24 protein-coding genes are annotated in these 25,604 nt (G+C 51.0%); 10 read left to right on the forward strand and 14 right to left on the reverse strand.

What is annotated here, in order from left to right; all coding sequences use genetic code 11:
- The first annotated feature begins 115 nt into the window (after positions 1-115).
- Positions 116-1,537, forward strand: a complete 1,422-nt coding sequence (locus tag ACYVIY_RS19040; protein ID WP_460977977.1) for an inorganic phosphate transporter — start codon at positions 116-118, stop codon at positions 1,535-1,537.
- A 19-nt stretch (positions 1,538-1,556) separates the two neighbouring features.
- Here the strand turns inward: ACYVIY_RS19040 and ACYVIY_RS19045 are convergent, their stop codons facing one another.
- Positions 1,557-2,360 (reverse strand): lysophospholipid acyltransferase family protein, encoded by an 804-nt coding sequence (locus ACYVIY_RS19045; RefSeq protein ID WP_460977978.1) that lies wholly within the window; start codon positions 2,358-2,360, stop codon positions 1,557-1,559.
- 532 nt (positions 2,361-2,892) lie between these two features.
- Here ACYVIY_RS19045 and ACYVIY_RS19050 point away from each other — a divergent pair.
- Together ACYVIY_RS19050 and ACYVIY_RS19055 are read left to right on the forward strand one after the other, a co-directional pair.
- Positions 2,893-3,585 carry a porin family protein gene (locus ACYVIY_RS19050; RefSeq protein WP_460977979.1) on the forward strand — a complete coding sequence of 231 codons (693 nt, stop codon included), beginning with the start codon at positions 2,893-2,895 and terminating at the stop codon, positions 3,583-3,585.
- Between the two features lie 273 nt (positions 3,586-3,858).
- The gene (locus ACYVIY_RS19055; RefSeq protein ID WP_460977980.1) at positions 3,859-4,890 is read left to right on the forward strand and encodes a fatty acid desaturase; all 1,032 of its coding nucleotides are present in this window, start codon (positions 3,859-3,861) and stop codon (positions 4,888-4,890) included.
- Between the two features lie 83 nt (positions 4,891-4,973).
- Here the strand turns inward: ACYVIY_RS19055 and ACYVIY_RS19060 are convergent, their stop codons facing one another.
- Together ACYVIY_RS19060 and ACYVIY_RS19065 are read right to left on the reverse strand one after the other, a co-directional pair.
- The gene (locus ACYVIY_RS19060; RefSeq protein ID WP_460977981.1) at positions 4,974-7,085 is read right to left on the reverse strand and encodes a protein-disulfide reductase DsbD family protein; all 2,112 of its coding nucleotides are present in this window, start codon (positions 7,083-7,085) and stop codon (positions 4,974-4,976) included.
- Positions 7,086-7,227: 142 nt separating this feature from the next.
- Positions 7,228-8,061, reverse strand: coding sequence for a phytanoyl-CoA dioxygenase family protein (locus ACYVIY_RS19065; RefSeq protein WP_460977982.1), 834 nt, complete (start codon positions 8,059-8,061; stop codon positions 7,228-7,230).
- 157 nt (positions 8,062-8,218) lie between these two features.
- Here ACYVIY_RS19065 and ACYVIY_RS19070 point away from each other — a divergent pair, with 157 nt between their 5' ends.
- The 5 genes from ACYVIY_RS19070 to ACYVIY_RS19090 all read left to right on the forward strand — a co-directional run bounded on the left by ACYVIY_RS19070 (position 8,219) and on the right by ACYVIY_RS19090 (position 12,454).
- Positions 8,219-9,091 carry a cupin domain-containing protein gene (locus ACYVIY_RS19070; protein WP_460977983.1) on the forward strand — a complete coding sequence of 291 codons (873 nt, stop codon included), beginning with the start codon at positions 8,219-8,221 and terminating at the stop codon, positions 9,089-9,091.
- A gap of 164 nt (positions 9,092-9,255) precedes the next feature.
- Complete coding sequence (locus ACYVIY_RS19075) at positions 9,256-10,548, forward strand: serine hydroxymethyltransferase (RefSeq protein WP_460977984.1); 1,293 nt, start codon at positions 9,256-9,258, stop codon at positions 10,546-10,548.
- A 105-nt stretch (positions 10,549-10,653) separates the two neighbouring features.
- A complete protein-coding gene (gene tatC, locus ACYVIY_RS19080) occupies positions 10,654-11,511 on the forward strand; it encodes a twin-arginine translocase subunit TatC (protein ID WP_460977985.1) in 858 nt (285 codons plus the stop codon).
- A 92-nt stretch (positions 11,512-11,603) separates the two neighbouring features.
- The gene (locus tag ACYVIY_RS19085; RefSeq protein WP_460977986.1) at positions 11,604-12,233 is read left to right on the forward strand and encodes a Uma2 family endonuclease; all 630 of its coding nucleotides are present in this window, start codon (positions 11,604-11,606) and stop codon (positions 12,231-12,233) included.
- Positions 12,234-12,235: 2 nt separating this feature from the next.
- Positions 12,236-12,454 carry a hypothetical protein gene (locus ACYVIY_RS19090; protein ID WP_460977987.1) on the forward strand — a complete coding sequence of 73 codons (219 nt, stop codon included), beginning with the start codon at positions 12,236-12,238 and terminating at the stop codon, positions 12,452-12,454.
- Here the strand turns inward: ACYVIY_RS19090 and ACYVIY_RS19095 are convergent.
- From ACYVIY_RS19095 to ACYVIY_RS19135, 9 genes are all read right to left on the reverse strand, one after another.
- Complete coding sequence (locus ACYVIY_RS19095; protein ID WP_460977988.1) at positions 12,451-13,797, reverse strand: DUF58 domain-containing protein; 1,347 nt, start codon at positions 13,795-13,797, stop codon at positions 12,451-12,453. The two genes, ACYVIY_RS19090 and ACYVIY_RS19095, sit on opposite strands and share 4 nt — an antisense overlap.
- On the reverse strand, positions 13,794-14,615 hold the full coding sequence (locus ACYVIY_RS19100) for a tetratricopeptide repeat protein (protein ID WP_460977989.1): 822 nt from the start codon (positions 14,613-14,615) through the stop codon (positions 13,794-13,796). Before ACYVIY_RS19100 ends, ACYVIY_RS19095 begins: the two co-directional genes overlap by 4 nt.
- Complete coding sequence (locus tag ACYVIY_RS19105; protein ID WP_460977990.1) at positions 14,612-15,622, reverse strand: hypothetical protein; 1,011 nt, start codon at positions 15,620-15,622, stop codon at positions 14,612-14,614. Before ACYVIY_RS19105 ends, ACYVIY_RS19100 begins: the two co-directional genes overlap by 4 nt.
- Positions 15,623-15,684: 62 nt before the next feature.
- Positions 15,685-16,674: an AAA family ATPase gene (locus tag ACYVIY_RS19110; RefSeq protein ID WP_460977991.1), complete on the reverse strand. Its 990-nt coding sequence runs from the start codon at positions 16,672-16,674 to the stop codon at positions 15,685-15,687.
- A 40-nt stretch (positions 16,675-16,714) separates the two neighbouring features.
- Positions 16,715-17,905, reverse strand: coding sequence for a DUF4350 domain-containing protein (locus ACYVIY_RS19115; protein WP_460977992.1), 1,191 nt, complete (start codon positions 17,903-17,905; stop codon positions 16,715-16,717).
- A gap of 13 nt (positions 17,906-17,918) precedes the next feature.
- Positions 17,919-18,686 (reverse strand): DUF4129 domain-containing protein, encoded by a 768-nt coding sequence (locus ACYVIY_RS19120; RefSeq protein ID WP_460977993.1) that lies wholly within the window; start codon positions 18,684-18,686, stop codon positions 17,919-17,921.
- An 8-nt stretch (positions 18,687-18,694) separates the two neighbouring features.
- Complete coding sequence (locus tag ACYVIY_RS19125) at positions 18,695-19,588, reverse strand: hypothetical protein (protein WP_460977994.1); 894 nt, start codon at positions 19,586-19,588, stop codon at positions 18,695-18,697.
- 21 nt (positions 19,589-19,609) lie between these two features.
- Positions 19,610-20,494: a hypothetical protein gene (locus ACYVIY_RS19130; protein WP_460977995.1), complete on the reverse strand. Its 885-nt coding sequence runs from the start codon at positions 20,492-20,494 to the stop codon at positions 19,610-19,612.
- Positions 20,478-21,449 (reverse strand): stage II sporulation protein M, encoded by a 972-nt coding sequence (locus ACYVIY_RS19135; RefSeq protein WP_460977996.1) that lies wholly within the window; start codon positions 21,447-21,449, stop codon positions 20,478-20,480. Before ACYVIY_RS19135 ends, ACYVIY_RS19130 begins: the two co-directional genes overlap by 17 nt.
- Before the next feature lie 157 nt (positions 21,450-21,606).
- Here ACYVIY_RS19135 and ACYVIY_RS19140 point away from each other — a divergent pair, with 157 nt between their 5' ends.
- Positions 21,607-22,302 (forward strand): RDD family protein, encoded by a 696-nt coding sequence (locus ACYVIY_RS19140; protein ID WP_460977997.1) that lies wholly within the window; start codon positions 21,607-21,609, stop codon positions 22,300-22,302.
- Between the two features lie 50 nt (positions 22,303-22,352).
- On the forward strand, positions 22,353-23,540 hold the full coding sequence (locus ACYVIY_RS19145; RefSeq protein WP_460977998.1) for a M20 metallopeptidase family protein: 1,188 nt from the start codon (positions 22,353-22,355) through the stop codon (positions 23,538-23,540).
- A gap of 66 nt (positions 23,541-23,606) precedes the next feature.
- Here ACYVIY_RS19145 and ACYVIY_RS19150 read toward each other — a convergent pair whose 3' ends face one another.
- Both ACYVIY_RS19150 and ACYVIY_RS19155 read right to left on the reverse strand, forming a co-directional pair.
- Entirely contained in the window at positions 23,607-24,728 is a 1,122-nt protein-coding gene (locus tag ACYVIY_RS19150) for a glycoside hydrolase family 130 protein (protein WP_460977999.1), read from the reverse strand.
- A 99-nt stretch (positions 24,729-24,827) separates the two neighbouring features.
- Positions 24,828-25,583 (reverse strand): SDR family oxidoreductase, encoded by a 756-nt coding sequence (locus ACYVIY_RS19155; protein ID WP_460978000.1) that lies wholly within the window; start codon positions 25,581-25,583, stop codon positions 24,828-24,830.
- Positions 25,584-25,604 lie beyond the last annotated feature (21 nt).

The following is a 25,604-nucleotide window of genomic DNA, read 5'->3' on the forward strand; positions in this document are numbered from 1 at the left end:
CCATTTTTGTTGCTTAACAATTTGGTAATATGGCTCTAGTTAGTTTGCCGTACTTTTGTGTGCATACTTGGCATACAGATCCGCTGTTTGCCTGATCATAGAAGACAAACCTCTCATGTTTGGATTAGAAACGGATGTTTTTATCCTCCTGTTTATCAGCTTATTTGCTGCTTGTGCGTTTGAATTTGTCAACGGTTTCCACGATACCGCCAACGCAGTTGCCACCGTTATTTACACCAATTCGCTAAAACCAACCATCGCTGTTGTCTGGTCGGGCATCTGCAATTTTACGGGTGTCTTGCTGGGCGGAATCGGGGTGGCCATGGGCATTGTGAACCTGCTGCCGGTTGAGTTACTAGTCGATCAGAACGTTTACCATAGCATAGCCATGGTGCTGGCTTTACTGATCAGCGCTATTATCTGGAACCTCGGTACGTGGTACTTTGGGCTGCCCAGCTCTAGTTCGCACACGCTCATTGGCTCCATTCTTGGCGTTGGCCTTGCCTTCGCTACGTTACCCGATAATAAAACCGGGTCGGCCGTAAACTGGGAAAAAGCCATTGAGACGGGGCAGGCCCTGTTGCTGTCGCCATTGCTGGGCTTTAGTCTGGTTATTATCATCATGTTTTTTATCCGCCGGACAGTACCTCAGGAGACCAAAGATCAGTTGTTTAAGGAGCCTAAGAAAAACGCGCCCCCACCGGCCTGGATTCGCGGCATCCTGATTGCTACCTGTTCGCTAGTTAGTTTCTTTCACGGCAGCAATGACGGTCAGAAAGGCGTGGGCCTGATTATGCTTATCCTGATCGGAGTTGTCCCCTTTCACTTCGCAATCAAGACCGATCTAGACCCTCGTCTGCTTCAGCCCAATATTGCGGGTATTGAGCAGACCGCTGCGGCCATCAACGCTAAACAGCTTTCTCCTACCAATCAGGCTCGTCTGGCCCGCACCCAGACCGAACTGTCGGAATTGAAAGCGTTGATTAACGGCCCCCTGGTCGACAATCGCATCCCCCAGGAAAAACGCCTGGACGTACGCCGGGATCTGTTGCTGATCAATAGCAACATGAACAAGATTGTGGAAGATGAAGGGGCTAATTTGAGTTCGAACCAACTCGCCGTTCTCAAAACTAACCTAAGCGAAGAAAGCGGATTACGCCGGTATACAGACTACGCTCCTTTGTGGGTAATTTTAATGATTGCGCTCTCTTTAGGGCTGGGAACCATGATTGGCTGGCGCCGGATCGTCGTCACTGTCGGCGAAAAGATCGGTAAGCAGCATTTGACCTACGCACAAGGTGCATCGGCCGAATTAACCGCGGCCACCATGATCGGGCTAGCGTCGTGGATGAAATTGCCCGTCAGTACTACGCACGTCCTGTCTTCCGGGATTGCCGGTAGTATGGTCGCTAACAAAGGCATTAAGAATTTACAGGCCGGAACCGTTCGAAATATTGCGCTGGCGTGGGTGCTGACCTTACCCGTCTCCATGCTCCTGTCGTTTACCCTGTATATTTTCTTCCGCTGGGTCCTCTAAGGAGTTGGTCATAGCCAATTTACTTTACCCACTCGGGCGCATCCTGCTCGATGGCGTGTCTGACTTTGGCAACAATGTCGTCAATGGACTCGTCTGGACCGAATTGCAGCGGCTCTTTGAAGCGAACCGTAAGCAACGTGTTGCGCTTTTTGAACCGCAGTCCTTTTTTGTCAAACGCTCTCCGGAAGCCATTAATCACCACCGGCACTACAATCGGTTCGTTGTTTTTGATCAGGTGGCCAGTTCCCTTTCGCACGGGCGCATAGGGACTAGTGGTTCCCTGCGGGAAGCTGACGACCCAACCGTGCGCCAGCGCTTTGGCTATTTTGTCGTTGGCTGACGTATCGACGGAGCGCTGAACTTCACGGCCCTCGGCTCGCCAGGAGCGCTCAATCGTCAGTGCCCCTCCAGCCGCGAATATGCGCGGCACAAAGCCTTTATTCATCGTTTCGGAAGCGGCTACGTAATACTGTCTGGCACGCGGTCCTAACAGATAAACGGGAGGCAACATAGTATTTTGAAACCCCCATTTGACGGCGCAAAAAATATGGAAGAAGGCAATTACGTCGGCAAAATACGTCTGGTGGTTCGACAGGAATAAGACGTTGTTGATGGGCAGGTTTTCCAGATTCTCCGTGCCTTCGATCTGAATTCGATTGACAACTGTGTAGCGTGCATACGTAAGCCAGCCCACAATGGCAATTAGCATTCGCCTTACCAAGAGTGAGTTGCCAAACGGGTCACGCTCGAAAATGCCGAGCACATCTAGTGGCATCAAAAACTTAGGCAGGTAGCTGAATTTAGTTGGCTTGATGTAGTTCATCGGAGGTTAAGATGGCACGTAGCTAGTAAAGTTACAAGGCCGTTACAATGTTTTCAAGAAATAGTGCAAACGACTAAATCGCAAATAAAAAGCCCGCAAGAGCCATATACAAGCCTGGGTTTACGAAAGCAAACCAACCCGAAATTTAGCCCGTTTGCCTTTGCATTTGATGTATTTCCTAGCGAGCGCCATTCCAGATGTAATTCCAATCCCAAACACCTGGATACTCTGCACATATACTTTGCCTGAACATTGGCGCCACTGGATAAAGACGTAACGCTTGCCCAACAACGGCAGATATAGTGTCTGCTCATGGCGCTTAACCTACTACGCTGTAAACACATCATGAGCAAACGCCTAGTCAACTAACTCACTTCTAATTGATTATAAATTATTTGAAAGTTAATTAATCCTTTGAATCGCTACGTTGTCAAACCGACATATCACACAAAAACACAACCTGCCTATTGCTGACGATCTACACAATTACGTTTAGTTTACTTCTTTACCAATCTGTTTTCCCTTCAAAGTCATGAAACGAATTGTGCTCGCTGGTATCGTTGCCCTTGGTTTGTCATTCGCTCAAACAGCAGTTGCTCAGGTGCAGGTAGGCATCCGGGGCGGAGCCAACTGGGCCTTTGCCTCTAAACCCGAGTTCCTGGGTAGCCTAACGCCCGACTTCCACCCATCGCCCGGCCCTACAGGTGCCATTTTCTTAGACATTCCGCTGAGCGACTACGTATCGTTTCGGCCCGAGATTTCATACATACAAAAAGGGTTTATGGTTAAAGAAGGTGTTGACCTGAATCTAGGTGGCGTTTCACTGCCGATTGGGGCTCGAATTGCCTACCAGTCGCAGAACCTCGAAGTGCCCCTTCTGTTTAAAGTGAATTTTTCGGATGGGCCAGTTCAACCGTATCTAATTGCCGGTCCAGCCGTCGGCTATGCACTTGACGGACGCGTTCGCAGCCGGGCCACGGCCCTGCTCGTTACCTCTCAGCCTATTGATGTAGACGTAAATTACGGCGGTGCCTTGAATCGCTGGGATGTGAGTGCCGTAGGTGGTTTAGGGGTAGCGATGGATGCTGGCCCTGGCAAATTCTTCATCGAAGGTCGGTATACTCATGGCTTCACGCGCCAGGTGCAGGTGCCCGTTGTCAACGTGAACGTACGGAACCGCGGAGTAGGCGTCTCGCTGGGTTACTCCTTCCCCATAGGTTATTAAGTGAGGTTAGGGTAGTGGTGTAGCATATAGTCCGTTCCCCCCATTCACTCGCTACATTCACTATCCTTACTTCACTGAATCAACCACCATTCCTATTTATTTTGTTGAATCAACCTGAATCAGTAAAAGCGAAGCCAGTCGGCTTCGCTTTTCTTTTTGATGAATAGACGGTTAAAATTGTAGAGTTTTCGGTAAACACATGATTGCATCAACTGAAAAGGTATTATTTTTACCTTTCGTTATTCACCGAATTTGTTCTGGCGTCACCCAACTATGGCAAGATTAACCGATTTTGTTCGCTCAAGCAGTACCGAACCGCACCGTATTCGTACCCGGCAAATCCTGAAAGCGCACCCAGAAATTAAGAAATTAATTGGTCAGAAGAACCCTACGACGTTCTGGGTCATTCTGGGTTGTGTTTCGCTTATGACTGGCATGGCATATCTGCTCAGGGATCAATCGTGGTGGCTGGTGGTGGCAGCAGCCTGGTTCATTGGCGCCTTTCCGGCGCATACGCTGTTCGTGTGCATTCACGAAGCCGCACATAACCTGATCTTCCGCAAGCCAGCGGCCAACGCCTGGGCAGCCATTTTTGCCAACCTGCCGACCGTATTTCCAACGGCTTTATCATTCAAAAATTTCCATATCAAGCACCACGCGTTTCAGGGTGTTCACGAACTGGACGCCGACCTGCCGGACTGGTACGAAGCAAAGCTCATCAATAACTATTCGATCGGAAAGGCGCTCTGGTTGCTGCTGTTCCCTATTTTCCAGGCTATCCGTACGATTCGTATGAAAGAACTGGCGGTCATCGACAAATGGGTAGCCGCTAACATCATCGTCCAGCTTGCCTTCGACGTGCTGGTGGTGACTTTGTTTGGCTGGAAGGCGCTTATCTTCATGCTGTTGTGCCTGTTTTTCTCGGTTGGTCTTCACCCACTGGGTGCCCGCTGGATTCAGGAGCACTACCTGACGCTCGACCCAGAACAGGAAACTTATAGCTACTATGGTCAGTTGAATGGCGTTAATCTGAACGTAGGGTTTCATAACGAGCACCACGATTTCCCGTCTATTCCCTGGAACAGACTTCCAGAAATCAAGAAATCAGCTCCGGAATACTACGATACGTTAAAATACCATACGTCTTACGTTCGCTTGTTCTTCCGCTTCCTGTTCGACCAGGAGATTTCGCTGTACTCGCGCATTGTCCGTAAAGAACGGGGTCGTGTAACCATTGCCGACCAGTCAAAACCCGACATTGAGCTGGTTCAATCGCACGCTATTCCAGCCGAAAGTGCAGTGTAATAAGTTACGCTGACACAAGCACACATCAACAAAAAAGCCGAAGCAATTGATTGCTTCGGCTTTTTTGTTGGTAACCTTATCGATTAAAACTTTGCTTTTCCAGAGTCCAGGAACGTAACAAAATTAGCAATGCTGCGGTCGTAGTTCTTAGGCGCTACCAAGAGCTTACCTTCGCTATTCACCAGGCAGTAGTGCGGCTGCGCATTGTTGTTGTACTGCGTGATTTGCAGGTCGGCATTTTGGGCTCCAATTGTCTTTTTTACCTTCCCGTCATAGGTAGAGGTATACCAATCCGTTTCGGGCAATTCAGTTTTATCGTCTACGTAGAGTGCAACCACTACGTAATCATTCTGAAGCCGGGATAAAACGGACGGATCTGACCAAACGCGCGCTTCCATTTCCCGGCAGTTCACGCAACCATGACCCGTAAAGTCAATGAACACGGGTTTGTTCACCTTCTTGGCGTAAGCCAGCGCCTGCTTATAGTCGAAGAAACCCTGCAACCCCTGCGGCAGCTTGAATAGGTTCGCGTATTTAGGCGTTTCGCCCAACGTATTCGTCTCCGTGTCTCTGGAAGATGATGAACCGGCTGCCAGGCTAAAGTCCTGTGAGGTAGCCGGTGGTAAGTAGCCTGACAACGCTTTTAACGGGGCACCCCACAAACCTGGAATCATGTACACGACAAAGGCAAACGTAACAATAGCCAGCAACAGACGCGGTACACTTACCGTTTTCGTTTCGCTATCGTGAGGCATCCGCACTTTTCCTAGGAAGTAAAAGCCGATCAGAGCAAAGATCACAATCCAGAACGACAAGAATACTTCTCGGTCGAGCAGGCCCCAGTGGTAAACCTGATCGGCAATGCTCAGGAATTTCAAAGCTAATGCCAACTCCAGAAAACCTAATATCACCTTAACTGAGTTGAGCCAGCCGCCAGACTTAGGCATACTCTTTAGCCACTGCGGAAAAGCTGCAAACAACGTAAACGGCACGGCGAAAGCGGACGAGAAAGCCGTCATACCAATGATCGGCTTGATAACCTCTCCACCCGCCGACGCAACGAGCAGACTGCCCACAATCGGACCGGTGCAGGAAAACGACACCAGAACCAGGGTAAACGCCATAAAGAAAACGCCACCCAGACCACCCCGTTCAGCACGGGCATCGGCGCTGTTCACTAGGGAGGTAGGCAGCACAATCTCGAATAAACCCAGAAAAGACAGGCCAAAGACAAAGAAAATGGCGAAGAAAAGCACGTTGGGTAACCAGTGCGTACTGACAAAATTGGCAAAAGCCGGGCCGTTTATGCGCGAAACGACGGTGCCCACCAGAACGTAAATACCGATGATCGACGCGCCGAAGAGCAAGGCTTTCCAGCGACCTCCCGCCTGATTAGTAAAGAAACTTACCGTCATCGGAATAATGGGGAACACGCAGGGTGTCAGCAACGCTAACAGGCCTGATAAAAAAGCCGCGACAATAAAGCCCATCATCGACGTATCGGCAGATGTATCCGACGCGGCTGTTCCTACGATTTCCTCCGGTGCTTTGAGAGCCTCTTTCACCCCTGCGTCGGATACGCTTACTTCAGGCGTAGCCGTATCGATTGGGGCAGCAGCCACAACGGCCGTTTCAGAAGTCGGAGCTGTCGTAACCGAATTCGCTGCGGGAGCCGTCGCGACCGAAGCAGCCGAAGTTGACACTGGCGCTGTTGCCGCTACCGCACTGGCTTTAAGGTCGGCGGAGAACTCAACTTCGGCCGGTGGCAGACAAACACCGTCTTTGTCGGAGCAGACCTGGTACTCGGCGGTGCCCGAAAACGTACCGACAGGCTTAAGAACCTTTATCTTCTGCTCAAAAACGGCTTTATTTTTGAATTGCCGAACCTTTGCGGCCCATACTTCCTCGAAGACTTCCTCTACACCTATCGGTGTCGGCTTTCCAACCAGCGAATAGGCGTCGGAGCTGTTAAACTTGAACGTTGTCGGAATCGGACCAATATTGGGATCCAAGTCATTGGAATACATGTGCCAGCCACTGCCGATGGTAGTCTCGATACGAACGCTGATTACGTCACCGACCTGAGCAGGCTGTTTCACTACTTTTGCCGACCAGGAAGTCGGATCTTTACGGATTTGCGCTACAGTTACAAAGCTGATTAACAGCCCAATCACCAGCGCGAAAATTGATTTCATACCGCTTTGGGTAAGTGATGGTTTCTTGATGAACAGAAATACCACAAAAATATTTCCATTTCCTACCTGAACCAACAAACAAAACCCTGACCACGGCCAGGGTTTGCGAATGAACTACGTAACGAACGCTGTTTACTACAGCTTAGTAACTAAACAAAACAGGGTTAAGCGCATCCTGTGGCGTACCGCCGATGGGTGCGTTCGCCAGCCACTTGGCATGGTCGGCTACCTGATAGGAATTGCGAGGCTGCATGATTACCTGATCCCTATCCATATAAATCATGGTCATTACCTTACGGGGTTTACTCGACAGGTTCGGCCCAGCCCGGTGGAAGGTCCAGCCCGCATGATAGCTTACCTCACCGAGTTCAAACGGCGTATCGTTGAGCGGAAAATTCTGTTTTTGCAACGTATCGGCCAGAATCGCTTCGCTCTCGTCGCTGATCTCAATATCACGGCCAATCTCCACGTGCTGACTGCCTTCCGCAAACGCCAGCGGCCCCATTTCCATGGGCGTTTCCTGCAGCGGAATCCAAACCGTTGCGGTATTGGGCGACGCTAAAGGCCAGTAAAACTGATCCGCGTGCCAGGGCGTAATGCCACCGGAGGGTTCTTTGTACAGGGCCTGATCGTGGTAAAGCCGCACCGATTTGACACCCATTAGATCGGCCGCGATTTTGGCCAGCCGTTTCGAGAAAACGAACGCTTTTGCCTGCTCATCTTCCTGCCAGAGGTTCATGATCTGAAGAAACGCGCGTTCATACGTAGTGCGCTCTTCCATGGGTTTGGTTAACGTATTGAGCCGAAACACCAGTTCTGTGATGATGTCTCCATAATAGCTGAGCACGGCTGGACTCAGCACCTGCTTCAGCTTAACGTACCCATTCTGACGGTAAAAGGCGATTGCCTCCGGGCTTAACGCGTACGGCGTATTTAACTCTTCGGACAGAACAGCTTTGTCGATGGTGGCTTCCATAGGGTTTGGATCGTGCAGAATTAGATTTAGGAATAATTGAGTATAACAAAAATAGCTCCGCCGGGCCTATCGAAATAAAGCATCGTTCACCAATTTATAGTCATTATTGACCATTTTTAGCCAATTTTTACGTTTTCTATGGTAAGAAAGCGCACGTATGAAAGCTTTATTTGAAAAAGTGACAATCAGTGATCGTAGCTCGCTCCTGGTACGCCGGTTTCAGCTGGCGTATTTCGATGCGCCCTGGCACTATCATCCCGAATATGAGCTAACCTATATTATACGTGGGCATGGCCGTCGGTTTGTGGGCGATCATCTTGAATTCTTTCAGGACGGAGATCTGGTGTTGCTGGGTCCGAACCTGCCTCATTTCTGGCGTAGTGACGATTCGTTTTACCAGGCCCATACTGATAAACAGGTCGAATCGGTAGTCATTCAGTTTCCCGTTACGTTGGATGAGCAGGTTCTGGCAGCGGTACCGGAAGCCGAGCCCGTTCGGATGCTGTTCGAGCGTGCCCGCTACGGATTATGCTTCAGCCCGGCAATACGCCAGCGGGTGGCGGCTGAGCTTGATGCCCTGCCGACCCATACGGGTTTAACACAGGTTGTAAGCCTGCTTACCATTCTAAATACCTTAGCTACCGACCGGGATGCGTACCTACTGGCCAGCGAGGGCTATCAGCTGGCACCGGGCGCGGCTGAGACAGAACGTATGAAACGTATTCTTGACTGTATACTCACCCACTTCAGAGACGAACTTCAACTTGAGCAGGTGGCGTCCATTGCCGGTATGACGCCGGCCGCTTTCTGCCGCTATTTTCGGAAACGCACCCGCAAAACATTCGTTGCATACGTAACGGAACTGCGCATCAGCTATGCCCGCAATCTGTTGGCCCAAGGCGACTTGAGTATTAGTCAGGTTGGACTTGAATCAGGCTTTACAACAATCTCCCACTTTCACCGGCACTTTAAACGCCAAACCGGTCTGACGCCCCTGCGCTACCAAGCTGTAGTTCGCGGAGGTACCTGAGCCCCTAAAGTTAAAGCAGAGCGACCGCGTAAAATCTTCCTGATTCTACCATTTTCTGCCGTACATTTGTCTATACTAAGCTAATTGTCTGAGGAACTCCTACGTAGTAGAATTGAAGCCGACAATCAGCGCTTTATACAACCAAACACAAACCTACGCGCAGCATGACGACCGCGACCACCACCGCCCGCGATACGCAGGTGTTTGACCTGATTGCCAAAGAACAACACCGGCAGGAATCAGGTATTGAACTGATTGCTTCTGAAAACTTCGTGTCTCCCCAGGTGATGGAAGCGGCCGGAAGCGTTCTGACCAATAAATATGCAGAAGGTCTTCCCGGAAAACGTTATTACGGCGGCTGCGAAGTAGTTGATCAGGTTGAGCAGATTGCGATCGACCGCGCCAAAGAATTGTTCGGCGCTAGCTGGGTTAACGTTCAGCCGCACTCGGGCGCACAGGCCAACACGGCGGTGTTTCTGGCGTGTCTGCAACCCGGCGATACCATTCTGGGTTTCGATCTGTCGCATGGCGGGCACCTTACCCACGGTTCGCCCGTGAACATTTCGGGTAAATACTTCCGGCCTACTTTTTACGGCGTAGAGCGGGAAACAGGCGTCATCAACTACGATGTTGTGGAAGAAACGGCAAAACGCGAACGGCCAAAGATGCTGATCTGTGGCGCGTCGGCTTACAGCCGCGACTGGGATTATGCTCGCTTACGGGCTATTGCCGATGAAGTTGGCGCGTTGCTTCTTGCCGACGTATCGCATCCGGCGGGTCTGATTGCAAAAGGTCTTTTGAATGACCCATTGGCCCATGCCCACATTGTAACCACCACTACCCACAAAACACTACGTGGTACGCGGGGCGGCATGATCATGATGCGGAATGATTTTGAGAATCCATTCGGTATCAAAACAATAAAAGGCGAAACACGGCTGATGTCGTCGCTGCTCGATTCAGGCGTTTTCCCGGGTACACAGGGTGGTCCACTGGAGCACATCATTGCCGCCAAAGCCGTAGCGTTTGGCGAAGCCTTGACCGACGATTTTTATGATTATGCCGTTCAGGTGAAGGCTAATGCGCAAGCGATGGCCAAAGCCTTTACGGATCGTGGGTATGCGATCATTTCGGGCGGTACAGATAACCACCTGATGTTGATTGATCTGCGCTCGAAAGGGTTGACGGGCAAGCTGGCCGAAAACACCTTAATCAAAGCCGACATTACCATTAACAAAAACATGGTACCGTTCGACGACAAGTCGCCCATGGTTACGTCGGGTATGCGCGTTGGTACTGCGGCCATGACCACCCGCGGGTTGAAGGAATCGGACATGGAGCAGATTGTCGTATATATTGACCGCGTGCTGATGAATCACGACGACGAAGCCACGCTTGCAACCGTTAAAGAAGAAATTAATGAGTGGATGAAAGCGTTTCCACTCTACAAAAGTTAAGCATTAAAGCGTGAAAGGGCGGAAGAGGGAATGAGTGACTTATTATGCTGATGCCCATTCATCTTCGCTCTTTCACGCTTTCACTCTTTCACTCTTTTAGTACACATGCCACTCGACCAACTGACCGACGAGGAGATTGACGCTGAAGGCAAGGAGATGTCCTTTCTGGATCATCTTGAAGAACTTCGTTGGCATATCATTCGTGCTGTAGGCTCCATTTTTGTATTTGCCATCATTGCCTTCGTTTTCATCGAAGAGATCTTTGATAAAGTAATTCTTGCCCCTAAGCGCCCGGACTTCTGGACGTATCGCATGATGTGTAAGCTGGCAGATATGACTGGCTATGCCGACCTGTGCGTGAAGAAGCTGAATTTTGAGTTGCAGGCGCTGGGTATGGCCGACAACTTCACGATGGCCATGACGTCGTCGCTGATCATCGGATTATCGTTCGCTTTTCCCTACGCGTTCTGGGAAGTGTGGCGCTTCATTAAGCCGGGTCTGATGCCAACCGAAAAGAAAGCCGCCCGTGGAGCCGTTTTCTACGTGTCCTTTCTGTTCATGCTGGGTTTGTTGTTCGGGTATTTCATCGTGTCACCCCTGGCCATCAACTTCTTAGCTAATTTTACGATTTCACCGGAAATCAAGAACCAGTACGATATTACATCGTATATCTCTACGCTGGTAACGCTTTCCTTGGGTTGTGCGCTGATTTTCCAGATGCCCATGATCGCGTTTGTGCTCTCGAAAGTAGGAGTTCTGACCCCGGCTTTCATGCGGGAATACCGCAAACACGCCTGGATTGTTATTCTGATCGTAGCGGGTATCATTACCCCATCTCCTGATATTTATAGCCAGATTCTGGTAGCCCTTCCGTTAACCTTGCTGTATGAGGTTAGTATCCTCGTTTCTGGGCGCGTTCAGCGAGCCCGACTCAGAGAACAGCAGGCTCTGGAAAAACAATAAGAATGCTTAAAAACGAAAAGAGCCCTCCTGCGCAGGAGGGCTCTTTTCGTTTCTGGATGGTTGTGGTATATTTACTGTAAACGAATACGTGTATGCAGGCTTTAGAGAAGATACAGCTCAGCGACGCACAGGAGGCTATGCTGGAAGAAGGTGAACTGATTCTTATTCCAGCATCGTGGGAAGAATTTGAAGAGTTCCTGACCGAAACAAACCATCGCGTAGAGTACCGCGACGGCCACATCGTTTTTATAGGTTTAGCTACAATTATCCACGAGTTATTAGTAACGCAGTTAATCTATTTGCTCAAAGGCTTTTATCTTGAAAAACCGTTTTACGTACTGGGCAGCAATACCGGTATCCGTAAAGACGGAAAAAAAGGCCATTATAATGGTGACGTACTGGTTGTAAAAGGCCAGCCTGTTTATCAGGGAAAGTCTAGGTCCATTATTACAAACCCGTATTTAATCGTCGAGATTCTTTCCAGGTCTACGCTGAACTACGACCTGGGCGCCAAGCGTCAACAATACGAGAAAATGGATACGGTGAATGAATTGATTTTCGTTAATCCATTCGACCGTGAAGTTGTTGTGTGCCGCCGTACCGACCAGGCGAATGCCTGGCTGGAAACAACGTATTCTAACCCGGAAGATCGGGTAATTATAGACGAGTATCAGGTTCGGTTAGGCGATGTGTTCGCCAATCTGCCCGAAGAAGACAACTGACAATGCAATACGATTTCAGAAAATACCACTACCGCTCCATTAACGCAGCTACCGACGCGGAACGAGCCGAAATCAATCAGGAGTTGAAAGACCTTTACGCGGGGCTATCCGACGACGAAAAGCAAGAATTCAACCGCCAGCTTCAGGCTTTTTTGGCGAAAGAGATGGGACGTATCAAGTCAGATTATGAGTCAGTAAAAGGCGGGTTAGGCAACAATTAAATCATGCCCCGCGCTTTCAGCTCAAGGTATTTGTTGACCGTATTGGCAGTCAGGTTTTCCGGAGCAGTCAGAATGGTTTGAATGCCATATTGGGCCAGCTCTTTCACAATCTGCTTTTTCTCGAAGGTAAACTTCTCCCCAATTGTTTTCAAATAAATCTGCTCAGTATCCGCAGCAGGCTGATCAAGCAGGGCGCGGAGTTCCGTATTCTCGAAGAAAACGATCAAGAGCAGGTGATCTTTAGCCAGTCGGCGGAGATAAGGAAGCTGCCGGTGCAGCGCACTCACGGTTTCGAAGTTGGTGAACAGCAGCAACAAGCTTCGCTGGCGAACGTGCGTACGAACACTAGCGTATAAGCTCTCGTAATCCGTTTCCATAAAGCGCGTTTTCTGACGATAAAGCACTTCGAGAATCTTGAGCATGTGCCCCGAGCGCCGGTCGGCCAAAACTAGTTGACCAACGTGATCCGAGAAAGTCAGGATACCCGCCCGGTCCTGCTTCATCAGCGCGATATTGCTCAGCACCAGACTAGCGTTGATGGCATAGTCGAGCAACGTCAGCCCGTTGAAGGGTGATCGCATCACGCGGCCTTTATCAATCAGGCAGTAGATGGGCTGCGACCGTTCGTCTTGGTAGGCGTTAATCATCAGCGACGCCCCCCGCGGATCGGTACGTCGGGCGGTGGCTTTCCAGTTTACCGTGCGCACGTCGTCGCCGGTCGTATACGGACGTACCTGCTCAAACTCCATACTATGCCCGATACGTCGAATCCGTTTAACGCCGACTTCGTTCAGACGATTGGTGGCCGCTAATAGTTCGTACTGCCGCATTTGCAGAAATGACGGATAGACCGCCACCGTTTTCCCCTGCTCGAACTGATACCGGCGTTTCAACAAACCCAGGGGCGTTAGGACAAATACGTTAACGGCTCCGAAATTGTATTCTCCCCGACGGATAGGCCGTAACTCGTAGCGAATAGCTTTCGTTTCGCGGGGCACAAGCTGACTCCGAAACAGAATATCACGTCGTTGGAATTGAACCGGAATTTCGTCAATCACCTCTGCGTCAGCGCGGAAGGCATACCGGTTTTCGAGGTAAATAGTGAGTGGGTTCTCGTCGCCGTTCGACAAGCGCTCAGGTACTTCGCGCCGGGCGAAAAAGCCTGATTTCTGACGAAATAACAGCCAACCATCTATACCGATAGCAACCAGAAACAAGATAAAGCCTAGCTGTACTATAGGCAGCAAAACAGGAAAAGCGTAGGCTGCAACGAACCCCAACACAAAGGCGATCAGCGCAAGCCATAACCGCGTGGCGACGAAAACAGGTCGTAAAAATTTCAATGGTTTGCGTTTTTTAGGTTGGCCAGTGCCTCCTCAATCTCCGACTCAAAAACCGGGTTAAAATTATCCTCCTGATAGTTACCCGCCCGTTCGTACCGTAAGGCTTTGCAAAAGAAAGACGCATCCTGAAAAGCCGTTCGGGCATCGGTTAGGCGGTTAAGCTGCACAAAAGCTTGTCCCCGGTAATAATGGACCAGTGCACTACGTTTAAAATTCTTAATTGCTTTATCCAGATCCGCCAGCGCTTTTGCGGGCTGCTGCGTGGCCAGATAACTGACGGCGCGGCTAACGTAATGCCGGTAGTTAACCCATTCGGCACCGTGCTTCGCTTCGAGCGGCTCAATGCTGATTGAAAACTGTTCGATCGCTTTCGGATGATCGCCTAAGCTACGATACGTCAGGCCACGTAGGTAACTCACGGGATTGTTGTTAATCATATCATCAAAAGTCGGCGTCAGGGCATCGAAAGCGTTGAGGTGTTGCAAGGCCCGCGGGTAATCGTGTAGCATTGATAGATAAACTTCGCCAACGGTTCCGTGCTCTTTCGGGAAGAGATCAGCCGTGTTTTCGAGCCAGTAGGCGGCCTGTTCGTATTCGCGCTGCCAGACATATCCCAGCGCCCTGAAGCGGTAGTTCATGCCGGAGGCCGATGCAGTATCGGGGCCCGCCGACGCTCGTTTGAAGCCCGCCCGGACGTACGCAGGTGGTACGGTAAGGTTAACGGCCAGCGCAGACGCGTATGCATCCAACCTTTCCTCACCCGTTTGAGCAAGCACCGAGAGAGGATGTAGCCAGCAAACAAAGCAGAGCCATTTCATGGTAAAATATCAGTCAAACGGCCATCTTTTAGCCGAAACGTGAGTGATATTGCCGAATCCTGCGGTCGATAAGCGGCCGGGTCAGCCGCGTTCACCGCCAGGTCGGCGGGTATGTGCTCCCGGCAGATTTTCAGCAACTGACCGGTGATTTGTGCCGCAAACGATCTGGGACAATAATCTTCATCAAAACCGGCTACGTCGAACAGACCCCGTTCGCCCTGGCAGTTGATCGCAAACCGTACGCGCACGAGACCCGACTGCCCCGGCTGATAAACGGGTTGGTAATAAGTCCTGACAAGTTGGGCTACGTTGTATTTTTCATTTCGACTACCGAAGAAACCGTTCTCCATGCGGGAAAAACAGGTAACGCAGGTCTGGAAACCGTTTGGCCTACAAGAGTCGCCGGGCGGTATCTGCTTAACAAACCGGAAGCTTTCAGTCGCTACGCTTTGACCATTCCAGCTAATCACCCGAAACTGACTAGTTGTTACGTCGGTAAGCTGCCAAAGGAGTTTGTAGCCCCCATCACGCTTATACAACGTACCGCTGACGACGAGAAACACCGACGTGCCGAATCTGGCTAACCGCCAGTAATGCACCGTGCGCTGGTTCGTGCAGGCATTTTCCAGACTTACCTGGCCACTGGCGTACAAATTCACGATCAGGCTGTCGGACTGCCAGGTCCGCCCCACGAGTTGCTTATACGCATTAGCCGAATCGATGGGCACGTCTTGGAACCGCCGAAAGCGCATTGGATAATAAGCCCCCAGTTGAAGCAGGTCGTTGTGCAGGTGAACAAGCCGCGGAGCGTATCGGATCGTATCTAACCGAAACGCCTGGTTTGTAATACCCCAGGTTGACAATCGCTCAGTTGCCGAGCCATCGACCATACCCAGGTGATACGTACTGTCGGCATCCAGTTGCAAGTAGATGGGCAGCGGGCAGAACGTTTCCAGGTCAACCTCGGTATGAATACCAATCCAGGTACCGACCATTTGTTCATGCATTGGCGTCTGCGCAGCTACAAGCTGGCAAACACACAAACAAACGAACAGCCAGCCAGCCCTCCTCATCTCGGAACTTCAATTTTTTGAACGAGCTGCGCTACAACCTCATCGGCCGTCCCACCTTCCATCTCCCGCTCGGGCGTAAGCAGAATGCGATGCCGAAGCACCGGGACTGCGAGTTCCTGCACGTCTTCGGGCGTAATGAAGTCGCGTCCCCGGAGCGTTGCGAGGGCTTTTGCGCCGTTGAGTATAGCCACCGAAGCGCGGGGTGACGCGCCCAGGTACAGCGATTTGTTGGCCCGGGTGGCCTGCACAATTTGCGCAATGTAATCGAACAGTTTGTCTTCAACGTGCACCTGATGCACCTGCGCCCGGAGCGTTGCTATTTGGTCGGCAGTTAGTACCGCACTTACCGCAGCCACAGCATCGGAGAGGTTCTGACTGCCCGCGCTCCGGCGCTGATGATGCCCCCGCAGAATGTCGACTTCTTCGGCAGGTGCTGGGTAACCTACCACAATTTTGAAAAGAAACCGGTCGAGTTGTGCTTCGGGTAGCCGATACGTTCCCTCCTGCTCGATCGGATTCTGTGTCGCCAGCACCATAAACGGCTCACTAAGGTGATAGGTCGTGCCGTCGTTGGTAACCTGGCGCTCCTCCATCACTTCAAACAAAGCCGCCTGCGTTTTGGCGGGAGCCCGGTTGATCTCATCGATCAAGACGATATTCGAAAAGATAGGCCCTTGCCTGAACTGAAAGTCACCGGTTTTCGGCATAAATACGGACGTGCCCAGCACATCCGACGGCATCAGATCAGGCGTAAACTGAATGCGGCTAAAATCGACTGACATTGTCCGGGCCAACAACTTCGCGGTGAGCGTTTTGGCTACGCCCGGAACGCCTTCGATCAACACGTGCCCATCGGCTAGAAGCGCGGTTAGCAGCAGATCAATCGTTTGCTGCTGCCCAACAATGACTTTACCAACTTCGGCGCGGATCGCGTCGATGGCGGCTGTGAGCGGGGTAAGATCTATACGAGATTCGAATGGAGTCATGCTAATAGGTTTATCATCCGGATTGGCGGGATGACCGAAATTACACAGTTATAAGTTTATTGAATTTTTCGATAGCGTCGTTGAGCGCAAGTAAATCATGTTCGGAAAGATCAATACGTTTCTGAACGTTACGTAGTTGCCTGACCAGTTCGTTGGTTTCTTCCAGCGAAGCCCCACTCTTACGGGCCAGTGTCTGCGTAAACTCGTTGTCGAGGTTGTTTGTATTCAATCCATAGCGGTCGCGCAGTTCCGCCAGAAAATACTGAACCTTCTGACGAGCCAGGTTGTCGTGATCGCCCTGTTGAAAATACAACTGCCCAACGGTTTTAACGAAATCCAACGATGTGTTTTGAATGGGCTCGACTACCGGAATAATACGTTGTGTTCGCTTGCCGGCGAAAATAGCGTAGAAAATGAGGCCGAATACGATCAGGTAATACGCCCAGTTCAGCGCGGGCTGCGACCGAACGTAACGCAGAATGGACTGCTGTTCTTCATCAAATCGGCCTTGTTTCTGGTATTCATCCCAGTATGTTGGCAAGGCTGGCAAGTACGATAAGGCCTTAAACGCGTAGTCCGACGTTTTCTGGTCGAGTACGTAATAATTAGTAAACGCCAGAGGCAGATTATGGATAAAGAACTGTCCTTTGCCGTACTGAACTCTGATAAAAACAGGTTCTTTTCGGGCGTTACGTCCCAATACAGTAATGTTCTTGGCCTTCCGAATGATCAGGTAATTCCGGCCGTCGTCATGAAAAAAATTGTAGCCTTTAGCCGTGCGCAACTGGGAATTAACAAAGTTCTGGCGTAAGGTCGTATCGGCTTTGGTAGGCTCCTGAACCTCGGCTTTGAACCCAAGCGCTACGCCAAGGGAATCCGGGAAGTCATACGCCGAAATCAGCGCGTTATTGCCCTGGCTAACGTAACGCAACAGCAGCCGCTGGTCGTTTCGGTCGGCGTTGAAGTCACGGCAGATCACTACGTAGTTGCTTGGTTTTGGCAGCTTCGTTTCAGAGAAAAAATTATAGACCGGCAACCGCACCGTCTTCACTGCGGGCTGCTGCATCAGACCCGGTAAGAGTTCATACAACGCCTGGGTGCCAAACGGAATTTTGTCGTCGTTCTCGTATGTAGGCTGCCAGTCAATCGGCTTCGGCCGGTAATACTCAAAGAGCATGTAAGAGACGATCGTCACCAGAAGTATGAGCAGGTATTTGTTGGCCTTCAGCAAAGGAATTTTGGGATTAAGCGTTAACGGAGTTTAGCCGCGATGAGTTGAAACGTTTGAACTGATCCCGGATGGCCAGAAAACGAGCTTCGTCAACCGGAAAATCGCCGTACCAGACGAATTCAAACTGCTGCGTCAACCGCTCGAAATCGGCCCGAAGCGGTGAACCTGCCAGTTCAGACACATACTGCCGATTCGTTTTATCGGGTTTATACTGGATCAATCCGGCGTCGGTCAACCGCTTGAGCGATTGCAGATAAAGCAAGCGGACCGCGAGTCGAAAACTTCGTTGGTTAACAGCTTCTTCAATGGCCTGATCGAAATTAATCTCATGAATATTTTCGGCAATGTCTTCGTAATCCAGCGAACCGGTCATTGCTTTCTTCGGAAATAGATACGTTAACACCTCGGCTTTCAGAAGCAGGTAGATCACCAGCCCGGCAATACAGGCCAATATGACGTACTGCCAGAAATTCTGGTAGGCTTCGCTGCTCAAAAAATTCAGGAGTCGACGGTACAGGTAATCAATAAACCGGGCAAAGGGATTATCGGGCGGGGCCACGTCGCGGCCGTACTGATACTCCCGGTCCGTCTGATACTCCTTCAGCCGGTCGGGCATCGGGTAGCGTACCCGCACTGGAGTACGGTCATCAGGTGCCTGAACTGTGGTTACCGACGCTGGTTTCTGCTGCGCTTCGGCACTAATTGGCCTGGCCAGACCCATCAGCAAAACCAGGAAATAGCTAATCTGGCGCAGAAAGCCATTTTGCCAATCAAACCGCATCTTATCCATTAATAATCCCCTTCATCCGTAGCTCGGGGCTGGGTCGGCGTTGTGCCGATGGAGTCAATCGCCGAGAGCAGCCCCCGCCCCTCCTGACGCTCCACTAAATTTGTGTACTGAAACCCAATCGCGACATAAATCAAACTGCGTAGTAGCGTACCGCCTACCGTACCAATTACGTTACCCAGCACAATCCAGAAGCCCGATACGTTGGGTAGGAGTTTGGCCGCAACCAGAAAGTTGATGATGCCCGCCGGTAGCGTGAAAATTAAGCCGACAATACCCGAAATAATGCCCATGACCAGCACGAGCCCGAAGGTTGACCACCATTTATCGCGAATAAGTTTAAAGCAACGATCCCAGGTTGGACCAAAGTCGGTCCCCTCGAATGTGGTAACCGCCAGCGCCAGCACAAGCACTATGGCTACGTAAACGCCAGGAATGACAAAGAATAAGAAGCCAACCCCCGTAATGATGGAGCCCAGCAGACTAATAACTAAACCGCGCCCGATAACCGGCTGCATTTCCTCCCAAACTTCGGCAACGGTAACAAACTCGCCATTTTTTCGGGCATACACCTTCATGTGGGCGTAAGTGGTCAGACTCACCACCAGAATCGCCAGGATACTGAAGAAGATCGTCACCCAGAACGCGGGCGAAAAGACGCTGCTCATCAGGCCAAAGACCGCCGTTGGGTTATTCTCCGGATCAAAGTCAGCACTACGTCTGGATAAGTTCAGCACATTCGACTGAAGAATCCCCGAGGCAATACCGGCGATCAGGGCAACCGGCCCCACAATGTAAAGCAACGCCAGACCCAGGCTGCGAAAATTCTGGGATACGTATTGAAACGTGACGTTGATTTTATCGCCAAAGTCGCGTTGCTGAAACAGGTTAATCATGGGTAATAACGAGTTAAGGGTTTATTCATTATCGACAGAAAATTGCTCACTGGTAGAAATTTGGCCGATCGCTTCCACACGGTTTAATAAGCCAATACCCTCTTTCTTCTCTAACAAACTATAGTACTGAAGCGCCATTGCCACGTACATAACCGCAGTAGCTATGGCATCGACAACGGTGACAAGCGCATTGAGCACACTCTTAAACGAGCTAACGATCACTGGCGGTAAGAAACGGTATAGCAAAGTCACCAACAATCCCAAGCCAAACGCAAAGGCTAGCTGCATCAGAATAAACACTACCACTAATCCAAACCCAGTCCACCACTGGCCTTTATACAAGGCTATGCTTCGTTGGAGCGTATCAGGAATCGACGCACCCTCTCGCATGTGGATGAGTAAGGCAATCAAGAAGGGAACAGCCAGATAGATTCCTGGAATCAGGAAAAAAGCCGAGGCAATCAGCAGCAGAAAAGCCATCGTGAACCATAAACCCAAGCCACTGAATAAGTCAATCTCGATACGCTCCCAAAGATTCACGAACGTAATTGGCTTTTGAGGAGCCTCTTCGTACTCGATGATGTGGCTGAAAACGATGAAGGCAATAGTCAGATTGATGAACAGCGTAAAGAAGATAATAACAAAGAAAGACGGAGACAGCGTTTGGGTAAACAAGGTCCATTCGGTGAAGGGAGATGTAGGATGATCGCGTAGCCACCGGTAGGTTGCCAGGCTCGCCTGTTTCGAATACAGTTTCAGGGCCACCGTTTGTAGTAGCTTCAGAGGAGCTACAGAGCAGGCTAAAGCAATGACTAGCGTATGAAAATGCACCCGAACATACCAGAAGGCGCTGTTCATGATCTGCGCGAAGTTGCGTTGGCTATAGAGCTCAAGCGTTTTTTTCATGAACCAGACGACGATTCAGCCGGATAGGGTACAGAATAAAATACCAGATGATGAATGCCGCCGACACCAGAATGATACTTCCGCTAACAAGCGGTGGTAGCGTCAACCGCGTAATAAAACTCTCCAGAAAGCCAGCCGTAATAAAAATAGGAACCAGCCCGACCGCAATCTTCAAGCCTTGTTTGATGCCCCGTTTAAACGATTCCAGACGGGAATACGTACCGGGAAACAACAAACTATTCCCGACTGTCAGTCCGGCGCATCCCGCAATCACGATCGCCGATATTTCGAGCGTTCCATGAATCCAGATTTTCAGGATCGAGTCCAGTAATAAGCCCCGTTCATAGAAGAAATACTGAAACGAGCCCAGCATCACGCCGTTGTAGAACAGCATAGCAATCGTGCCGAACGACGCAAACAGCCCAAATATGAACGTCCGGAAGGCAACAAAAATATTGTTGAGGGTGATCTGGATAAACATGGTGGCCTGATCGCTGCTGTTATACACGCCCAAAGGATCTCCCTTTTTAATGTTTTCGAGCGTCATGTTCACGTACTGATCGCCCAGAATCAGCCGTACGAACGTATCATCGTGAGCCGCCGACACCCAGCCCAGCACCCCGGCCAGCACAAAAATCAAGGCTGAAACCGCCAGCAGCCGGTGCGACTGCCGAAACAGAAGTGGTAGTTCATACTTCCAGAACGTAATGAGCCGTCCCCGCTCTTCATGCCGGTTCTGCATAAGCCCCCGGTGCACCTGAGCCGCCAGGCCGTTCAGGTAGCGCGTTACGTTCGAGTCGGGATAAAACGTGCGGGCATACGACAGGTCGTCGGTCAGTTCAATGAATTGGTCGGTTAATTCGTCGGGGTTCGCCTGAGCCGTTTTTGCGGTCAGCTTAGCCTCAATGTCTTTCCACTTTTCGGTGTTACGTTTAACAAAAAGGGCTTCACGCATAGCCAGTTGCTCTGTAGATCCGTTGTTATAAGCGTTCGGAATAGCCGAAAGCGAAAATTTGGCAAATAATGTGCGAACGACAAAGCCTCTGAATACTATTTTTGAAAACTAGTCGGAACCCGTATGTCGCCCGGCTTCTTAACTGATCGCTTTATTCATGTCCGTTGCTATCCGCACGTCTCAAAATGTTCTGCTCGAATATGAACCCGCCAGCATTGGCGAACGGATTCTGGCGACGTTGATTGACTATCTGGTATTTTTTGGCTGGTTTCTGCTGCTGGCGGCCGTTACGGCCGGATTAAACGTTCAGGTCGGCAGGTTCTACAGCGCATTATTCCTGCTTCCTATCGTTTTTTACGACCTGCTGTGCGAATGGTTACTGAACGGACGTAGTGTCGGCAAACTGGCGATGGGCATCCGGGTTGTTAAATTAGACGGCTCTCCACCGAATTTAGGTGCGTATCTGATTCGGTGGGTGTTACGTATTGTCGAGTCAGTGGCGTTCCTGGGCGGACTTATCCCCATCATTACGGTGGCGGCCAACGGAAAAGGCCAGCGCCTGGGCGATATTGCCGCCGGAACAACCGTTGTTCGGTTGAAACCGGCAACTACCTTAGATGATGTGCTGGCCAGTCCCTTACCCGATAACTACGTTGTGCAGTTTCCCGATGTGCGCCTGCTAACTGACCGGGACATCAGCGTAGTGCGGGAAGTGTTACGTAGGGGTGATGAGGGCGTACTGATGCGCACTGCCGATAAGATTCGGGAAGTAACCGGAATAGCGAGCAGCCTGCAAAGTCGGGCGTTTCTGGAAACGGTCATCACCGATTATCAGTTTATAACAACACAGTAACGCGGGCTTGCTCCCGCGAACTTAATCAGCGGCTTTCATCCGCGTTATGTATGCTCGAATCAATCAAATCCCTTGCCCGCCAATACGCGGCTGATATTGTGCGGACGCGTCGACACCTGCATGCGCATCCCGAACTCTCATTTCACGAACGAAACACCGCCCGCTTTGTGGCCGATCAGTTAAAAGCCATTGGCATAACACCCCAGGAAGGCGTAGCTGACACGGGACTGGTCGCCATCATCGAAGGACGTAACGCGGGCAGTAAGGTGGTCGGACTACGTGCCGATATGGACGCGCTGCCCATCCACGAAGCGAACGACGTACCGTATAAGTCAACGGTCGAGGGTGTTATGCACGCCTGTGGCCACGATGCGCATACGGCTAGTCTGCTCGGGGTAGCCCGTATTCTGCACGTCCTGCGCGATCAGTTTGAGGGCACCGTGAAGCTGGTGTTTCAACCGGGCGAAGAGAAAGCGCCCGGTGGCGCATCGCTGATGATTAAGGAAGGCGTTCTGCAAAATCCGGCTCCAGTCAGCATGATTGGTCAGCACGTAGCTCCGAACATTCCGGTGGGTAAAATTGGGTTTCGGGAAGGTATGTACATGGCGAGTACCGATGAGTTGTATTTGACCGTTCGGGGTAAAGGTGGTCATGCGGCCATGCCCGACAATCTGGTTGATCCGGTCCTGATTGCCTCGCATATCATCGTAGCCTTGCAGCAGATCATTAGCCGTAACCGGCCCCCAGCTAGCCCCTCGGTACTGTCATTCGGGCGATTCATCGCCGACGGTGTAACCAACGTAATTCCGAATGAGGTGACCATTCAGGGGACATTCCGGTGCATGAATGAAGAATGGCGCGCCGAAGGAAAACGCCGTATGGTTAAGCTGGCCGAAGGCATAGCCGAAGCAATGGGCGGCTCGTGCGAGTTTGAGATTGTGCACGGGTACCCTTATCTCCAGAACCATCCCGAACTTACCCGGCGATTGCGTGCGCAGGCTGTCGACTACATGGGTGCCCAAAACGTGGTTGATCTGGACCTCTGGATGGCGGGCGAAGATTTTGCGTTCTACTCGCAGGTCGTTGATTCCTGCTTTTACCGGCTCGGTACCCGCAACGAAGCGCGCGGCATCACCTCGGGCGTTCACACCCCGACCTTCGACATCGACGAAGCCGCTCTGGAAACCGGCGCCGGACTAATGAGCTGGCTGGCCGTTCAGGAGTTGAACACCGTATAAAGCAGCATGAGCGTACGCTAATAATATTGTTGTACTCCAATAGCGGGCGACTTAAGTCGCTCGCTGTCAGTTGAACACGTCCTTCGGAATGTGCGTTATCCGGCAGGCTAGATCGACCTCGCCAGATGCGACGATGTAATGATCTCCGGCGTCGAGGATGCCGGTCGTAAACACGACGTCGGAGACATACATCTGTTCTTTTAACTCCTCAAGTAAATCAGGGCGCGATTCCAGAATGGGCGTTTGGTCTTCGAGCCGGAGAATGGTGGTGGGGTCGTTCGCATCGAGTAAGGCCCAGAATGTCCGGTAAATACCAACTATACCCTGTCGCTCCACTCCGTGATACAGCAGCAGCCAACCTTTATCAGTCAGAATGGGCTGGGTTCCCCCACCAATTTTCGAGGTCGATGTAGACGCCCGTCTGGGCCGGATAAAGGGCTCATCGGTGGGTTTCCAGTGAAGTGCATCCGGCGATTGAGACAGGTTAATGGCTGGTCCCGGCAAATACGGACTGCCCGGTGCATACGCAAAATACAAGTCGCCAAGCGGTCGGGTCAGCGCGAAAAATTTGTCATTGATCTTGCCTTCAAACAAGACCATGTCTTTATTCTGGTGGTCCAGAATAATACCCTGCAATGCATAATTCAGCCCGTCGGTTGAGGTGTAAAGCGTTGTGCTATGCCGTTCGGCGCTGACCGAACAGGTCGTCATGTAGTACGTATCGTCGACCTTCGTAATACGGGCATCTTCGACACCATATTCTTGATACGTCCTCTGCGGGGCGATAATCTTGTCGTAATGAATTTGCCGCACTTCGGTCCCATCTTCGTTTAATTCAACGGGCAGCAACCAAGATAACGACGTCAGCGCCATCACCCGAACCGGATAATTAAGTACCTGAAACTTCCTGGGATCAGCCGCATTGACCTGATCTAACAGGTATTCATCCAGGACGTATCCAGCCTGCGCATCCCACCGAATGGTATGAATGTACGCGCCAACAATGGGTTGGCGTAATGCCTCGGCCACCCGAATCATGATGAGCAGGTTGCCGTTGGGTAAGCGCGCTAGCCCCGGATTAAACGCTCCTAACACATACGTTTCAGCCTGGATCGTATTTCGCAACGGAGAAAAGTTAAGGTCAATATCGTTCGGGCCGAAGACAATCAGGTCAGTTGGAAAAGTCATACGTTTAAACGCTACGTATTGAAGGAGGAAAAGTCATTAAAAATCGTCCTGCTGACGTAGCAGACGGCTAAGCCAGCAGGACGATATGCTATAAAAAACTTAGATTAGCTGCATGTGTGGCCGAATCTGCATCGATACCACATCGCAGCGGTGGGGCTGCGTCAGAACGTAATGAGCGGCTACAGCAATATCTTCGGCCAGGAGCATTTCCTCCTTCTCGATTTCGGATTTTTGCTCTTCGGCGGTTGTGCCATGAATGTCGGATTTCACTTTACCTGGTTCAATCAGGCTCACTTTTATACCCTGCTCGTTGACTTCTTTGCGGAGCGCTTCGGCAAACCCCTGGATACCGGCTTTCGTGGCTACGTATACCGAACTGCCACTTTCCCGAACGTCAGCGCTCATAGAGCCAATAAACACAATATGGCCTTTTTTGCGTTGCTGCATTCGTGAAACGGCTTCTTTCGTGCAGGCCATGTAGCCTAAAAGATTCGTTTCAACTACGTTCCGCCACTCGGCACCGTCCATTTCAGCGATTGATTCGGCAGCCAGAGCTGCGTTGCTGATAAAAATATCGAGTCCACCTAATGTCTGGTCAGCCTGTTGAAACACGCGTTCAACCTCTTCCTGCTTTGATAGGTCGGCAATCATCCCATCGGCCTGACCACCGGCCTCCCGAATCCGGCCTAGGGCCTCGTCGAGCTGCTCCTGGTGGCGACCCAGCGTAAACACATGAGCCCCGTAGGAGCCCAGCAAAATGGCAATGGCCTGACCAATACCGGTTGTACCACCCGTAATCAGAATTCGTTTTCCCTCTAGGGGTTCTACCTGCGTGTGTCCTTTGCGATTTTCCATAGCGTTGTGTTTTGGTTATAG

This window comes from Spirosoma knui (assembly GCF_054780635.1).

Coding starts and splice junctions, on each gene's coding strand:
- ACYVIY_RS19150 (WP_460977999.1), bottom strand. CDS start 24,728: ATGACTTTTCCAACTGACCTGATTGTCTTCGGCCCGAACGATATTGAC.
- ACYVIY_RS19065 (WP_460977982.1), bottom strand. CDS start 8,061: ATGGAAGCCACCATCGACAAAGCTGTTCTGTCCGAAGAGTTAAATACG.
- ACYVIY_RS19130 (WP_460977995.1), bottom strand. CDS start 20,494: ATGAAAAAAACGCTTGAGCTCTATAGCCAACGCAACTTCGCGCAGATC.
- ACYVIY_RS19110 (WP_460977991.1), bottom strand. CDS start 16,674: ATGACTCCATTCGAATCTCGTATAGATCTTACCCCGCTCACAGCCGCC.
- ACYVIY_RS19120 (WP_460977993.1), bottom strand. CDS start 18,686: ATGCGGTTTGATTGGCAAAATGGCTTTCTGCGCCAGATTAGCTATTTC.
- ACYVIY_RS19145 (WP_460977998.1), top strand. CDS start 22,353: ATGCTCGAATCAATCAAATCCCTTGCCCGCCAATACGCGGCTGATATT.
- ACYVIY_RS19050 (WP_460977979.1), top strand. CDS start 2,893: ATGAAACGAATTGTGCTCGCTGGTATCGTTGCCCTTGGTTTGTCATTC.
- ACYVIY_RS19135 (WP_460977996.1), bottom strand. CDS start 21,449: ATGCGTGAAGCCCTTTTTGTTAAACGTAACACCGAAAAGTGGAAAGAC.
- ACYVIY_RS19060 (WP_460977981.1), bottom strand. CDS start 7,085: ATGAAATCAATTTTCGCGCTGGTGATTGGGCTGTTAATCAGCTTTGTA.
- ACYVIY_RS19100 (WP_460977989.1), bottom strand. CDS start 14,615: ATGAAATGGCTCTGCTTTGTTTGCTGGCTACATCCTCTCTCGGTGCTT.
- ACYVIY_RS19045 (WP_460977978.1), bottom strand. CDS start 2,360: ATGAACTACATCAAGCCAACTAAATTCAGCTACCTGCCTAAGTTTTTG.
- ACYVIY_RS19155 (WP_460978000.1), bottom strand. CDS start 25,583: ATGGAAAATCGCAAAGGACACACGCAGGTAGAACCCCTAGAGGGAAAA.
- ACYVIY_RS19090 (WP_460977987.1), top strand. CDS start 12,236: ATGCAATACGATTTCAGAAAATACCACTACCGCTCCATTAACGCAGCT.
- ACYVIY_RS19140 (WP_460977997.1), top strand. CDS start 21,607: ATGTCCGTTGCTATCCGCACGTCTCAAAATGTTCTGCTCGAATATGAA.
- tatC (WP_460977985.1), top strand. CDS start 10,654: ATGCCACTCGACCAACTGACCGACGAGGAGATTGACGCTGAAGGCAAG.
- ACYVIY_RS19125 (WP_460977994.1), bottom strand. CDS start 19,588: ATGATTAACCTGTTTCAGCAACGCGACTTTGGCGATAAAATCAACGTC.
- ACYVIY_RS19085 (WP_460977986.1), top strand. CDS start 11,604: ATGCAGGCTTTAGAGAAGATACAGCTCAGCGACGCACAGGAGGCTATG.
- ACYVIY_RS19075 (WP_460977984.1), top strand. CDS start 9,256: ATGACGACCGCGACCACCACCGCCCGCGATACGCAGGTGTTTGACCTG.
- ACYVIY_RS19070 (WP_460977983.1), top strand. CDS start 8,219: ATGAAAGCTTTATTTGAAAAAGTGACAATCAGTGATCGTAGCTCGCTC.
- ACYVIY_RS19055 (WP_460977980.1), top strand. CDS start 3,859: ATGGCAAGATTAACCGATTTTGTTCGCTCAAGCAGTACCGAACCGCAC.
- ACYVIY_RS19105 (WP_460977990.1), bottom strand. CDS start 15,622: ATGCATGAACAAATGGTCGGTACCTGGATTGGTATTCATACCGAGGTT.
- ACYVIY_RS19040 (WP_460977977.1), top strand. CDS start 116: ATGTTTGGATTAGAAACGGATGTTTTTATCCTCCTGTTTATCAGCTTA.